This is a genomic window from Burkholderia sp. AU45251 (genome assembly GCF_030482905.1).
Lineage (GTDB): Bacteria > Pseudomonadota > Gammaproteobacteria > Burkholderiales > Burkholderiaceae > Burkholderia > Burkholderia aenigmatica.
Map to the genome: position 1 here is coordinate 61,857 of NZ_JAUJQH010000015.1, position 14,597 is coordinate 76,453.

Consider the following 14,597-nt stretch of genomic DNA (forward strand, 5'->3'; position numbering starts at 1 on the left):
GCCTGCGCGACGCGTGGCAGCGCGTGCGGGCTCGCGCTCGACGCGCACGGCAAGCCGGTCAGTTCGGCGCTGCTGGCGATCGAGGTGCCCGCCCCGGCGTGACGGATGTCGTCGCCGGAGACGGGCAAGCGTTTACGGAATCAGCAATTCGCGCAGGCCGTTTGCGTGCTCGATGCGTTCGCCGGCGACGTGCAGGCGCTGATCCCGGCGATAGTCGTAGACCGCGCGCGACGCGGCGAGCTGGTCGAAATCGAGTTCGACTGCGTGACGCGATTCCGCATTGCCGGCTTCGAAGATCAGGTTTCCGAACGGATCGGCCGCGAGGCTGCCGCCCGCGAACACGACGTCGTGCGTGCTGCCGCCGACGCGGTTGGCGACCACCGCGAACACCTGGTTCTCCATCGCGCGCGCAGTGGCCGACGTGCGGTGGACGGAGCGGTACGGTTCCATGTTGCCGTCGGTGATGAGGATCAGCTCGGCGCCGAGTGCGGCGAGCGCGCGGCCGGTTTCGGGGAATTCGTTGTCGTAGCAGATCAGCAGGCCGATCCGCACGCCGCGCCATTCGATCGTCGCGTAGCGGTCACCGGGCAGGACGATGCCGTGCTCGCTCACCCACAGGTGGGTCTTGCGATAGCGCAGCGCGATGCCGTCCGGCGTGACGAATACCGTGGTGTTGTAGAAGCGGCCGCCGTCGTTCTCGATCAGCCCGACGACGACGGCAACGTCACGCGCGCGTGCGGCCGCGATGACCGCGCCGACGCTCGGGCCGTCGAGCGGCTCGGCGCATTCGGCGAGATTCGACGGATCGAGGAAGCCGGTGAGCTGCGCTTCCGGAAACATCACGATGTCGGTGCCCGGCGCGCAGGTCGCGATCGCTTCGAGGGTGCGCTGCAGGTTGTAGTGCGTGTCGCCGTCGCGACCGGCGAGCTGGACGATATCGAGCTTCAGTTTCATGGCGATTTCGGTAGCAGGGGCCCGTCGCCGGTGGCGCCGGAAGGGTGGGTAAGGAGGCCCCAGTATGCGCCGAAGCGGCGGATTTCCCATCCCGCCGGTGCGTTAACCCTTCGGGGGTATTGATCTGTGACGCCGCCCGTGGCGGCGAGCGCCGGCACGCGTGTCCGGCGATACGTATCAGGAGCCGGTCTGCGCGTTCAGGAACAGCGAGAACAGCTCCGATTGCGAGTTGATCGCGAGCTTCCCGTAGATGTTGCGGCGATGGACCTTGACCGTTTCGGCGGAAATCGACAGCTTGTTCGCGACTTCCTTGTTCGAACGGCCGCTGAGGATCAGCCGGATCACGTCGAGTTCGCGCGCGGTGAGCGGCGTGCCGAGCCGTGCCATCGCCTGCTCGAAACCGTCGTGTGCGCCGGGCCGGCGCGGCGGCGCATGTTCCGCGGATGCAGGCTCGAACGCGAGCCGCTGCCGCATCAGCCCGGCCACCCACGGCCGGATCAGGTCGAGCAGCGCCACCTGCTCGGGGCTGAAGCGCCGCTTGCTGCCGAGCGACAGGCACAGCGTGCGCGCATCGTCGAGCACGACGTTGAACTGCACCTCGTCCTCGACGACGTTGTGCGTGAAATAGAGCGTGTAGTACTCGGTATCGCGGAAGCATTCGGGCGCGACGTCGGACAGCCGGAACAAGCCGCTTTTCGGCGCATCGCGGTTCGCGATGTAGAACGGGTCGAGCTGGTACAGGCCCTGCACGTAGTCGCGAAACAGCGGGTCGGGACCGCCGCCTTCGTACGGGCATTCGGCGAACACCTGAGGGCGGCCGTCGCCGAACGTCAGCGCGACCCAGCTGTCGACCGCGACGTATTCCTCGATCAGCCGGATCAGCGCCAGCCAGAAGCCCGGCTGGTCGAGCGACTCGATGAGCCGCCCGACCGAGCGGTGCCAGGCGACATCCTGCAACGTGAGGTTCATGGGTGTTCCGGGTCGGGCGGGACCGGTCGGGACGCATCGCGCCGTCGCGCCGTGCGCATCGACCGGACCCGGGGATGAAGAACGAGATCGTACCGCCGGACGACGCGAATGGCGAGGCCGCGCACCGCCTCCGTCTCCTGATAAGCTATCGCGATTCCGAGAGGGAGCAGTCGTTGACTCCCAGTGCCAATACCAAGACCAAGACCCATAACGATATGACAACGATGCCTTTGACGGGCCAGCCGCTCGACACGTTGATGAACCGGCTCGAAGCCGATCTCGAAGAAAGCGACTCGAGCCGCGAGAGCGACCTTGCGGCAAGACTGCGGGCCCAGCCGTTGCGTGCCGATTCGCTCGACGCGATTGCGCGCCTGCACACGCTGTGGATGCACGCCGGCGATCCGGCCGCTGCGCGTGCCGTGCTCGACGACGACGGCGCGGGCGTGCATGACGCGGCGCCGCCCGACGCGCGGCCCGACATCCGCATGCAACTCGCGCTGTACCGGCTGCAGGTCGCCCGGCACCTGGGCGAGAACGACGCCGTCACCCACGCGATCGGCGAGATGCACGACGTCGTGCGCACGTCGCCGACGCTCGATGCCGATCGCTTCGTCCGCGCACGCATTCTCGATACGCTGGAATATGACCACGCGGAGCACGCGCTCGACGCGATCGACCTGCGGCATGCGTTGAATGGCGCGCTTGCCGACCGGGCCACGTTTCGCGCGTGGGACGACGCGAACCGGCAATGCCTGCGTGCGTGGGCACTGCGGCGGCTTGGCCGGGACGACGACGCGCGCACGGCGGCCGAGGCCGCGGTGGCGGCTATCGCGTCGGCAGGCGCGGACCAGGACATCGATGCAGATGACTGGCTGCGGATCGGCCGCGCGATGATCGAGATCGCGCCGCTGCAGTTCGACACGATTCGCCAGGCCGTCGAGTCGCGCATCGCCGACTGGGCACTGCCGCCGCGTCGCGAGGCCGAGGTGAGGCTGGCAAGGCTTGCCGCGCGGGCGGCACATGCGCAAGGCGATCTCGACGGCGCGCTCGCCCGGTGCGAGATGGCGAGTCACAGCCTCGAGTCGGACGGGAGCGACGACTTCATCGAATACGAACTGCCGTGGCTGCTCGAGGCGGGCCGCTTCGATGACGCGGGGCGCCGCGCGTTCTTCCACGTGTACCAGATCGAAAGCAGCATGCTCGACCGGGTGGGGCAGATCATCCACGCACGCCTCGCCGAGCCGACCGACACATCGGTCTGGTGGCCGCTGTGCGCGATGCGCGCAGCCGGTTTCGCGCCGACGCTCGAACGGCTCGTCGAACTCGGCGCGGAACAACCTGACGCGCTGGCCGCCCGCTCGCCGACGCACGGCGAGATCTTTGCCGCGCTCGGCTCGCTCGAGGGCGACGCGTTGCGCTACGCGGTCGCCGACGCCGCGCGCGAGGTCGCGCTGCGGCGCGCGCCCGGCCATCCGTGGATCGCGCGGCTCGCGGCGGTCTACGATGGCGAAACCGGCCGCATCGACGCGACGACCCAGGCCGCGCGCCTGCTTGCGGCCGCGCAGGAAGGCGAGATGCACGACAACCGTACCGCGTTCGTGCTGACCGAGGCGCGCATACGCGCGCTGGGCGTCGCCACCGCGCTGAAACTGCCGCTGCCGTCGCTGCGCAGCGGCTTGTGGAGCTATGCATTCTCGGGCTGGATCGAGGACCGGGTCGAGGAGGCGATCGAGGCGCTGCCGGCAGCGGAACGGGCGCCGGTGCGCGCCGACCTTCTGCGCCTGCGGATCGCCGCCTATGAGCAGGGCCGCGCGTGCATGGAGCGCTTCTTCGAGACCGGCAAGGGGCACCCGTACGACGCGTGTGCGCACCTGTATTCGATGCTATGCAACAACCTCGCGATTCTTTACCGCGACGAGGACCGTTATGACGAGGCGCTGGTCCTGCATCGCAGCGGGATTGCGGCGAGTTCGTTTGCCGAGCATTACTCAGGCGTCCGCTACGTGCTGGCCTGCCAGGACAAGGACGCCGAGATGCTCGAGGCCGCCGAGCAGCTATGGCATTACGCCGCCGAATTCGGTTTCAGCCGGCACGACCCGAACTGGTACGTGCGCGATGTGGTGCGCGCGCTGTATCGCCTCGATCGTTGCAACGAACTGCCGATCTGGCTCGAACGCCTCGTCGGCTGGCAGCGCGAGCACGATCAGGTCGACGGCAGTCTGCCCGACGAGGCGCTGATCGCCCGCTTCGTGTTCGTGTCCCACATGGCGGCGTCGCATCCGGACCAGGCGTCGGCGCTGTACGACGCCGCGCGCGGGCAGGCTGATGCGTCGCGCGATCTGGATGTGCTGATCCGGGCTGGCGACGCGGCATACGATCTGGGCCGTCAGCCGGATGTGAAGAATTTCTACGAACGTGTGCTCGCCGGCAACCGGCACGCCGCCGAGCCGCTCGACCTGATGGAGGACGTGATCGAGCGGCGAATCCGCGAGGCCGACGCGCCGGCGGCGCCGGATCCGACGACGGCCGCGCCGAACAAGCGCTGGTGGAAGTTCTGGCAATGACGGCCGTCGATCGGCGGGCCGGCTACGCGCCGCGCAACGCGCTGAACGCCGATGCGCTGCGCGCGGCGATCGCCGCGCGCAGCACCGCGCGGGGCGATGCCGACGCGGTGCGCGCGTGGCTGCTCAACCATTTCTACCGGCATGTCGTCGCGAACTTCGAGCCCGCGCGCACGATCGGGTCGCTCGACGATGCGCGGCAGGCGCTCGGCCAGGCCGCGCCGCCGGCGTGGGTCGCGCGGCGTTTCGGTCCCGGCGCGAAGACGATCGGCGAGGCCAAGGCCAAGGCCGAGGCCGACGCCGGCAGGCAGGCCCCCGTCGTCTGGGTCGACCCGGCCGATCCGCACCTCCTCGCACTCGAAACCACGCTCGTCGAATTTCTCGAATCCCGCAAGGGAACCGGGCTCGAGGGCAAGCTCGATCGTGTCAATTGCCCGCAGGCGCTCGCGATGTGGGAACGTGAGCATGCGGAGATGGCGGACCGGATCGCGCGCGGCTGGCGCGAGAGCCAGCCCGATGCGCTGCGCACGTGGTGCGAAACGGCCAACGGGCGCTTTGTCGAGTTCCTGCCAGACAGCGCGCTGCTGCGCGCCGAAATGGCGTTCGAGAGTTACGTGATGCGCCATTGCCTCGGCCAGTTCGCCGACCGGCAAGCGCTGACGGGCGGCTACGGCGGACGCTATGCGGATGCGATCGAGGCGCGCACGCTGCGGTTGCTGAGCTTCCGGGATGCGGGCGGCCAGCCGCACATCACGATCAGCGTCGCGGTGCATGCGGACGGCGGCCTCGACGTCGATCAGGTCAAGGGCAAGCAGAACCGGCCGCCGGTCGAGCGCTATGTCGACGACGTGCTGGCCTGCCTGAATGCGCTGGGGACGACGGATCGCACGCCGTCCGACTGCATCGCGCTCGGCGTCGTCCATACGCCGTCGGGGTGGTGCAGGATCGAGGACGTGACGGATGCCGCGTCGCAAGCACGGCTCGTCGCGCGCCATCCGCAATTGTTCGGGCGGCTCGCCGAGCCGACGCCGACCGTCGAGTGGCTGGTCGCCGCGCGGCAGCCTGAGCTGCTGCAGGCGCGGCCGCCGCGTGCCGGTTCGGTGCGTTACGCGGTGCGCGCGACGCTGGCGCCGGCGGTGCCGTCCGCTCGCCCGGACGACGCGCAGCCCGCCTTTGCCACCGAGGACGTGCGCTGGCCCGGCTACGACGTGCCGCGTGGCGCCGGTGCCGCGGAATGACGGGGCGAAGACCATGATATTCAAGTTGATCGTTGCCCTGTTCGTGCTGTGGCGCATCGTGCGCTACTTCCGCCGGCGCGGTGGGCGCTATTCGGCCTTGTCGTCCCGCAAGCACTGGGCGTTGCTGCTCGCGCATCCGTACGTCGACGCGACGGGATTCTCGGGTTTCGACGATGCGGACACGAGCCACCTGAACGACACGTCGCGCAAGTTCCTGCGCGCCCAGATGCTGCACCAGATGGAGTTGCGCACCGACGCGACGGACGACGATGCGCGCGCACACCTGGCACGCGTGCTCGAGACGCAATGGTTTCGCGCCGACCTGCATGCGCTGCAGCCGACCGACGACCCGCGTGCGGCGCTCGCGTTCGCCTGCGCGCGAATGGCGTTCCTCGCGCGCGTGGCGATGCTGATGGGCTGGACCGAGCCGGACACCGCCTGGCGCGTGTTGTTGCTCAACGCGCAGCGCGCCCAGGACTGTTTCGGCAGCTGGACGGATTTCGGTCACGCCTACGTCGCGGGCCGCAAGCAGTGGGTGGCCGGATTTCGCGCCGATCCGTTCGGCAAGGCGTTCGACGACGCGACGCTGCAACGCTGGCTCGCGCCGGGTGACGGTGCGTGGGGGCAGGCGGCGTGGCCGGGGCTGACGGCGTTCGATCCCGAGCCGGTCGCGCAACCGCGTTGAGGTCGTGATGCCGCTGGCCGTTTGCTTCCCGCACCGATTCTCATCCCTATCGACGTCGACATGATTTCATCCGTTCATCCGCTGGTGCGACGTCTGGTGCTGTCCGTTGCGTGTGCGGTGCCGATGGCGGCGCATGCGATCGAACCGGCTGCCACCGACCACCTGCTGCGCACGTTCATTCATGACAGTTACGGCAACTGGCGCGCGGATCGCAAGGGCTGGCAGTCGGACCCGGGCGAATTCATCTATGCGTCGTGCGGCTCGCTGCGCGTGGCAACGGCCGACGGCCCGCGCTATTTGCTCGCGATGTGCGGCGAGACCGAGGCGGCCGAGCAGAACGGGAATCCGGGCATGGATTCGGAGGGCACGACGGGGACGATCGACCTGTACGTGCTGAAGCCCGCGGCGGACGGCAGGACGCTCGAGCCGGTGGTGAAGAAGACGGATATCGCGTCCGGCAAGCGCGGCGAGCCGGGCACCGTACGTATCGAGCGGTATGGCCCGCACCTGTTCGGTTTCACGATTGGCGACGGCGTCACGCTGCAGGGCTACACGATGGCGATGCGGTCGATCTGGCTGCCGGTCGGCAACGCGCTCGTCGAGGCCGCGCCGCGCATCGACGAAGCGCTCGACAACACGGGGTCGCTCGATTGCGGCAACGCGAAATCGCATTGCGAGAGCCGGACGTTCGCGATCGTGCCGGACATGACCGGCACCGGCGACGTCTATCCGTTGACGGTCACGGAAACGGGCTCGCGCGGCGACAAGGCCATCCACGCACGCTATACGGTGAAATTCGACGCGGCGCGCGGCCGCTACATCGTGCCGAAGGCGCTGCGCGAAGGGTACTGAGGTGCGTGACCGCACAGGCTGGCCGGCGCTCGCCGGCCGGCTGTCCTGATCCCCGTCCAGACCGGGGCGCGATCATTCGCGGACCCGCTTCATTACGAATGGTCGGACGCGCAATAGGACAAGTTAGATTTGCGCGAAAGTGTCGCGAAGCCGCGATTTTGACATTCGTTTGACAATTTTCCCGCCCGCTGCCGGGTAATCTCCGACCCTTCACGAGACGGTTCGCATGCGAACGCCGTCGCGCATGGCGCGCCGATCCGGTGCCGCTGCGCCGGGGTACCCGGCGGCGTGACACGCCGGCGTCGAGCACTGCGTTGCCTGTCTGAATCAATCACATAATCTGTAGTGCGAATAATCATGAGGGTATCCGGCACGATCGGCGTCGCAGTGGCGTCGGGCCTGCTGTCGCTTTCGGCAGGGACGGCGGCGACACCGTTGCCGTCCGACGCGCAGCGGCACCAGGAACAGCAGCTCGACGCGGTGCGCCGGGAAGCGCTGTCGTCCGCGGACGTTCTGACGCCGGGCGCGGGCGGGCACGGCGCGTTGCTGGTGCTGCCGCGCGAAACGCAGTGCGTCGAGATTCGCTCGATTGAATGGCGCGGCGCGGCCGATTTCCCATGGTTGTCGAAGCAGGCACCCGGCGTCGGGCAGTGCGCCGGCACGCGCGGGCTCGCGGCGATTCGCAGCTGGGTTACCGGCCAGCTGGCAGCGCGCGGCTACATCACGTCGCTTGCCGCGATTCCGGAGCAGGACTATGCGGACGGGCGCGTGATCGTGGAGGTGCTGCCCGGCCGGATCGGCGAGATCGAAGACGGCTCGGGCGGCATCGGTACGACCCGGGGCGTGTTTCCGCGCGGCCGCGACGCGCTGCTGAATGTGCGCGATCTCGACCAGGCGCTCGAGAACATGCGCCGCTTGCCGGGGCAGTCGGACGCGACTTTCGCGATCGCGCCCGGCTCGTCGTTGGGCGACAGCGATATCCGCGTTGGACATCCGGCCGACGCGCGCCGCATCCGCGCGGTGCTGACCGCGGACAACGGCGGCCAGGACGCGACGGGGCGCAATCAGGTCGGTGCGATCGTCGCGGTCGATTCGCCGCTCGGCCTCTACGACCAGCTGTTGCTGACCGCCGGCAACGATGCGTATCCGCGCCGTACGACGCGCGGGTCGCGCTCTGCCAGCGCGAGTTGGGATGTGCCGGTCGGCTATGCGTCGTTCTCTGTATCCGCGAGCGAATGGGCAACCCGGCAGGCGATACCTGTGGGCGTCGACACGTTCGTCTATGCGCGGCGCACGCGGCGGATCGAAGCCGGAGTCGGCTACGTGCCGTACCGATCGGGCAGTGCGCGGACGCGGGTCGGCCTGACGCTGGCGCGGCGGGAGGACCGCGCGTGGTTCGACGGGATCGAACTGCGTGTCCAGAAGCACGACATCACGAGCTACGCGTTTTCGGCCAGCCATCTCCAGCGGTTCGCGCAAGCGTCGGTGGAGGCCGGCGCGTCGTGGCGCGGCAGCCTGCCCGGACTGAGCGGGTTTCCCGGCTACGTGCAGGATCGCAACGACTGGAACGGCCACTACGGGATCGCGACGGCGAGCGTGTCGGTCGACGCGCAGTTCGCGGTCGGCGCGCGCCGCGCGAACTACCGCGGCACGTTCGTCGCGCAGCGCGCGCCGGCGCCGGTACCGTCGACCGAATTCCTGCAGATCGGCGGGCGCTATACGGTGCGCGGCTTCGATGGCAACGAAACGCTCGCCGCGCGCAGCGGCTGGATCCTGCGCAACGAATTCTCGACGCGGGCGGCCGCGGGCATCGCCGTCTACGCCGCGCTCGACGCAGGCGGCGTGTCGGGCAATCCGGACGAAGCGGGCGGCCACACGCTGGTCGGCGGTGCGCTCGGCCTGCGCGGCGGCTACAAGCGCGTGAGCTTCGACGTCGCGCTCGGCATGCCGCTGCTGAAGCCGTCCACGCTGCACAGCGCGAGCCCGACGCTCGACGTGCAGATCGCCGCGCGGTTCTGACAACGGCCCGATGGCTTCATTTCGTGCAGCGGGGCGTGTCGTCGCGACGACATCGCGCTCCGGTCGCACGGACCGGGGCGGGATGGTCCCGCCCTTCTTCCACCCTAGCGAGGACTACCATGAAGACGACTCGAAAGCGTGCGGTGCGCCGTGACGTGCCTCTGACCCCGAAACGGCTTGCGCAGCTGCTGGCCGTCGCGTTGCCGGCGCTGTCCGCGCCGGCCGTGCAGGCCCAGATATCCATACCCGGCGCGGACAACCCGCACGCGCCGGGCATCGCTATCAAGAACGGCAACATCATCGTCCAGATCGTGAAACCGAACGACGCCGGCGTGTCGCACAACCAGTTCCTCGACTACAACGTCGGGCCGAAAGGGTTGATCCTGAACAACGGCGTCACGACATCCAATACACAGCTAGCCGGCCAGATCGGCGGCAACGAGCGACTCGGTGGCCAGGCGGCGAAAGTGATCCTCAACGAAGTGATCGGCGGCGGGCGGACGAAGCTGACGGGGCCGACGGAAATCGCAGGTTCATCGGCGCAGCTGATCATCGCGAACCCGAACGGAATCACGGCGGACGGCGCGAGCTTCATCAACGCGTCGCAGGTCAAGCTGGTTGCGGGCGCGCCGGGGTTCGACGCGAACGGTAATGCGAACAGCTTCGACACGAATGGCGAGATCGCGATCGAAGGCAGCGGCCTCGACGCACGTGGCGTGGCACGTACCGATCTGATCGCGCGCACGCTGCGCGTCAATGCGAAGCTGCAGGCACGACAGCTCGTGGCGACCGCCATCGACGGCAACGTGAAGACCGACGGCGACAAGCTGACCTATACGCTCGCGCAGGGCACGAGCCGCCCGGAGATCGCGATCGACGTGTCGCAGCTCGGCAGCATTCATGCGAACGCGATCACGCTGATCGGCAAGGGCTCGAGCGTCGGGGTGAACGTCGCGGGCAGGATCGAGGCGATCGCCGGCGATCCGGTCGTGCCGAAGACGCGCGGCCTCGTGTCGGGCGGCGGCATCACGATCATGGGATCGACCGGGATCGTGAAGGACGGTGGCGCCGATGGCGATGTCCGTCTGGTCGGTGATGCGACGATCGACGGAACGGTTGCCGGCAGCGCGGTGACGATGCTCGGCGACGCGAAGATCGGCAAGGGCGGGGTCGTGACGGCGAGCGACAAGCTGCTCGTCGTCGGCCCGAATTCGGCCGGTACGGCGCTTGCGAACGACGGATTCGTGCGGGCCGGAGAGGTGAGGGTGGTTGGCAGCACGCGCAACAGCGGCACGCTGCGCGGCGATCGGTCGGTCTCGCTCACTGGCAACGCGTTCGTCAACGAGGCGGGCGGGCTCGTGAGTTCCGGCGGGGCGGTGGACATCGTCGACGGCACCTATCGAAATGACGGGAAGATCGAGCAAAACGCGCAGTTTCCGGACGGCGGTAACTCGGGAGGCGGTAACTCAGGAGGCGGTAACTCGGAAGGCGGTAACTCGGAAGGCGGTAACTCGGGTGGCGGTAACTCGGGAGGCGGTAACGCTGGCGGTGGTAACCCCGAGCCTTCAGTCCCGGGGCTCGTCGCCGACACGAACCACGCGAACCAGCCTGGCGTCGACGTGAAAAACGGCGTACCCGTCGTCGATATCTCGAAACCGAATGGTTCGGGCGTATCGCACAACCGCTTCATGGACTACAACGTCGGCCCTGAAGGGCTGATCCTGAACAACAGCACGAAGATCGTCGACACCGAACTCGCCGGCTGGATCGACGGCAATGCGCGGCTTGGAGGAAAGACGGCGCGTGTCATCCTGAACGAGGTGACCGGCAGCGGAAAGTCGCAGTTGAAAGGCGCGACGGAGATCGCCGGGGAGTCAGCGCAACTGATCATTGCGAACCCGAACGGGATCACCGCGAATGGCGCCCGCTTCATCAACGCATCGCAGGTGAAGCTGGTGGCCGGCACGCCATCGCTCGACGCGAACGGCAACGCGAGCCGATTCGACACGAAAGGCGACATCGTCGTAGCGGGCGATGGACTCGACGCGAGCGAGGCCGGCCGGCTCGACCTGGTGGCACGCTCGTTACGCGTCGACGCGGCGCTGCGTGCGCTGAAGCTTGCTGCGATCGCGGGCGACGGCACGGTGACCTACAACGGTGACAATTCCGCATTCAGGCTTGCGCAATCGCCGAACCGGCCGGAGGTCGCGATCGACGTGTCGAAGCGCGGCAGCATCGATGCCCACGACATCACACTGACCGGCAACGGTTCGGATACCGGCGTGAACATCGATGGGGCAATCCGGGCAACGCGTGCGGCGGGCGCGGGCCTCGACGGCAACGTGACGATCGCCGGCGGCTCGCGGATCGGCGGGACGGTCGACGGCGAATCGGTTCAGTTGCTCGGCGGCGCCGAAGTTGGCCGCGACGCAAGCGTGACCGCGCGCGATGCGTTGAGCGTGCTGGGCGGCCTGAAGAGCGGCGGCACGGTCACGGCGGCATCGGTCAGCGTGAACGGCGGGACGGTCAATACGGGCCGCCTGACCGCATACGGCCGGTTCGCCACCAACGGCGGGCTCAGGAACGACGGCACGCTCACGACTGCATTCGCCAGCGTGAACGGTGGCGCGTCGAACACCGGCACGCTGAGCGTCGAAGGCCGGCTCGGCATCAATGGCGGGCTGACGAACGGCGGCACGATCGAGGCGGAGACGATCAACGTCAACGGCGAGACGACGAACACGAAGCGGCTGTTCGCGAGCGACGCGCTGATCCTGAACGGCAAGACGACGAATACCGGCCATCTAGTCACGGACGGCACGCTGTCGATCAACGGGGGGCTGGAAAATGACCTCGAGGTCCGGGCGAAGTCGGTCAGCGTGAACGGCGGTGCGACCAACACGGGCGCCTTGACGGCGCTCGACCGGCTGGCCGTCAACGGCGGCCTGACGAACGAAGGCACGGTCGAAGCCGAATCGATCAGCGTGAACGGCGGCGCGACGAACCGTGGCTCACTGACTGCGGATACGCGTCTGGCGATCAACGGCGGCCTGCGGAACGACGCCGCGGTTCATGCGGAGACGATCAGCGTGAACGGCGGTGTGTTCAATGCCGGGACACTGCGCGGCGATGACCGGATCGGGATCAACGGAGGTATCGACAACCGGGCCGGTGCACGGGTCAGCAGTGGCGGCGTCGTGAAGGTGAACGGGTGGGTGGACAACGCGGGCGAGATCGAGCAGTACGTCAAGCGTTGATCTGCCGGAATCTCCCGGGCCGGATCTGCTTCACCGGGAGATTGCCGCGCGACGCGTCGCGCGGGCACATGCGGGCACGCCGGGCCGGAACCGGCCGGCGCCGCCCGCGCATCACACGTACAGATACCGGACGAGGTGGAAGAACACCGGCGCGGCGAAGCAGATCGAGTCGACGCGATCGAGCATCCCGCCGTGGCCCGCGATCATCGAGCCCCAGTCCTTGGTGCCGAGCGAGCGCTTGACGGCCGACAGCACGAGGCCGCCGACGAAGCCCGCGATCACGATCGCGAGCGAGATGCCGAACGCCGACCCGAAGCTGAACGGCGTCACGCGATACAGCGATGCGCCGCACAGCGTGGCCAGCAAGCCGCCACCGACGAAACCTTCGATCGTCTTCGACGGCGACAGCTGCGGCGCGATCTTGCGCTTTCCGAACAGCTTGCCGACCACGTACTGCAGCACGTCGCTGATCTGCACGACGAACAGGAAGAAGAACAGCAGCAGCGCGTTCTGCCCCGCGTAGTGCGGAATGTCGAGGATCAGCACGGCCGGCGCATGGCTCAGCCCGTACACGCACACCATCAGCGCCCAGTTGATCTTCGCGTTGCGGCTCAGGAATTCGCGCGTGTCCTGCGTGAGCGCCGATACGAGCGACATCGCGAAGAACAGGTGCACGGGCACGAAGATCGAATACATCCCGTACCAGTTGATCCCGAGCAGCAGGTACTGCACGGGAATGGCGACGAAGAACGCGATGAACAGCGTCGTATGGTCGCTCGCGGTGGTTGGCGTGAGCGTGATGAATTCGCGCAGCGTCAGGTAGGACAGCACCGCGAACACCAGATACGTGATGTTGTTGCCGAGGCCGATCGCGATCGCCATGATCGCGATCATCGCCCACCACGCGCGGATGCGCTGGTTCAGGTTGACGATGGTCGCACTCGTGCCGCCGCTGCGTGCGCCGAGGATCGCGCCGATCACGGTCGCGACGACGAGCACGCCCGTGACGCCCGCGACCAGTTCCCAGAAAATTGTTCGCATTGTTGATATCCGGAAAAGAGAGAAGAGGGCGTCGCGTTCAGCCGGCCGGCCGCTGCGGCGGCGCGAGCGCGACGACCGCGTCGCGCATGCGGGCGAGGAACGTCGGCTTGTCTTCCTGCGCGCCGAGCGCGTCGTTCGCGCCGAAGTGCACCTTGCAGATCAGCGGCACCGGCCAGATCGCGCCCTTCGGCATGATCCGCTGCAGGTTCTCGAGATAGACGGGCGCGAGCGCGACGTTCGGAAACTCGGTCGCGAGGTGGAACAGCCCGCTCTTGAACGGCTGCGGCAGGATCTCGGCGCCGCGCGTGCCTTCCGGGAAGATGATGATCGAATGGCCCTGCTTGAGTGCGTCGCGCACCGGGTCGAGGGGATCGCCGCCGGATTCGCGATGGCGGTCGATCAGCACGACGTTCAGCAGTTTCTGCGCGATGTGGCGCTTCATGTCGCTGCTGTCCCAGTAGTCGCGCGCGGCGACCGGCCGCACGACCGCGCGTACGTTGCGCGGCAGCGCAGCGAGGATCGCAAGCGTGTCGATGTGGCTCGTATGGTTCGAGAAGTAGATCTTCTGCGTCGGGGACGGCGGCGCCTGATGCCAGACCGGATACGCGCCGGCGACGAGCCGAACGATGGACAGCAGGAAATCGCGCTGCCAGACGTTGAGGATGTTCATCGGCGCTGCGCCTCCTGCCTGCCTGCGTGGCCCGCTGCGCGTGCGCGGCGGGCGGGACCCCGGAATGCCGGCGCGGCAGGATGCGCGCCGGACGGCCCTTGTTTAAATTTTTTCAAATTCGTGGCTGCCTGTCGCAGGTCCGCGATAATCGGACGGTTCGCCGTCACACGCTGTTGCGTCGCGGCGAATGTGCCGGTCGGCGGCGTGATAATCGGCTGTTGCACGAGTGCCCGTTTGCAGTTCGAATGGATCGTGCTGCGATCGGGCCAGCGGATTATCGCGAGTTTCCGTCAAAAACGCCAGATTGGCGCCATGCGGGCGGGCCGGGCGCATGCTTGACGCATCGGGGCC

11 protein-coding genes are annotated in these 14,597 nt (G+C 68.0%); 6 read left to right on the plus strand and 5 right to left on the minus strand.

Annotated elements, in window-relative coordinates; all coding sequences use genetic code 11:
* Positions 1-132 precede the first annotated feature (132 nt).
* Entirely contained in the window at positions 133-954 is an 822-nt protein-coding gene (locus QZM67_RS25645; RefSeq protein ID WP_301807561.1) for a carbon-nitrogen hydrolase family protein, read from the minus strand.
* A 177-nt stretch (positions 955-1,131) separates the two neighbouring features.
* Positions 1,132-1,923 carry a response regulator transcription factor gene (locus QZM67_RS25650; protein WP_043182410.1) on the minus strand — a complete coding sequence of 264 codons (792 nt, stop codon included), beginning with the start codon at positions 1,921-1,923 and terminating at the stop codon, positions 1,132-1,134.
* Positions 1,924-2,147: 224 nt separating this feature from the next.
* Between QZM67_RS25650 and QZM67_RS25655 the strand changes: the two genes are divergently transcribed.
* The 6 genes from QZM67_RS25655 (at position 2,148) to QZM67_RS25680 (ending at position 12,535) form a co-directional block, all read left to right on the plus strand.
* Positions 2,148-4,487 carry a hypothetical protein gene (locus QZM67_RS25655; protein WP_301807563.1) on the plus strand — a complete coding sequence of 780 codons (2,340 nt, stop codon included), beginning with the start codon at positions 2,148-2,150 and terminating at the stop codon, positions 4,485-4,487.
* Entirely contained in the window at positions 4,484-5,722 is a 1,239-nt protein-coding gene (locus QZM67_RS25660) for a hypothetical protein (RefSeq protein WP_301807567.1), read from the plus strand. The genes QZM67_RS25655 and QZM67_RS25660 overlap by 4 nt, the downstream gene beginning before the upstream one ends.
* Positions 5,723-5,735: 13 nt before the next feature.
* Positions 5,736-6,407 carry a DUF1266 domain-containing protein gene (locus QZM67_RS25665; protein ID WP_301807570.1) on the plus strand — a complete coding sequence of 224 codons (672 nt, stop codon included), beginning with the start codon at positions 5,736-5,738 and terminating at the stop codon, positions 6,405-6,407.
* A 60-nt stretch (positions 6,408-6,467) separates the two neighbouring features.
* Positions 6,468-7,259 carry a topoisomerase IV gene (locus QZM67_RS25670; RefSeq protein ID WP_301807573.1) on the plus strand — a complete coding sequence of 264 codons (792 nt, stop codon included), beginning with the start codon at positions 6,468-6,470 and terminating at the stop codon, positions 7,257-7,259.
* Between the two features lie 357 nt (positions 7,260-7,616).
* Positions 7,617-9,278: a ShlB/FhaC/HecB family hemolysin secretion/activation protein gene (locus QZM67_RS25675; RefSeq protein WP_301807576.1), complete on the plus strand. Its 1,662-nt coding sequence runs from the start codon at positions 7,617-7,619 to the stop codon at positions 9,276-9,278.
* Positions 9,279-9,397: 119 nt separating this feature from the next.
* A complete protein-coding gene (locus QZM67_RS25680; RefSeq protein ID WP_301807579.1) occupies positions 9,398-12,535 on the plus strand; it encodes a filamentous hemagglutinin N-terminal domain-containing protein in 3,138 nt (1,045 codons plus the stop codon).
* Between the two features lie 111 nt (positions 12,536-12,646).
* Here QZM67_RS25680 and QZM67_RS25685 read toward each other — a convergent pair whose 3' ends face one another.
* From QZM67_RS25685 to QZM67_RS25695, 3 genes are all read right to left on the minus strand, one after another.
* On the minus strand, positions 12,647-13,576 hold the full coding sequence (locus tag QZM67_RS25685; RefSeq protein WP_011351683.1) for a phosphatidate cytidylyltransferase: 930 nt from the start codon (positions 13,574-13,576) through the stop codon (positions 12,647-12,649).
* A 37-nt stretch (positions 13,577-13,613) separates the two neighbouring features.
* Entirely contained in the window at positions 13,614-14,246 is a 633-nt protein-coding gene (locus QZM67_RS25690) for a lysophospholipid acyltransferase family protein (RefSeq protein WP_043182415.1), read from the minus strand.
* Positions 14,247-14,348: 102 nt separating this feature from the next.
* Entirely contained in the window at positions 14,349-14,579 is a 231-nt protein-coding gene (locus tag QZM67_RS25695) for a hypothetical protein (protein ID WP_175026381.1), read from the minus strand.
* Positions 14,580-14,597 lie beyond the last annotated feature (18 nt).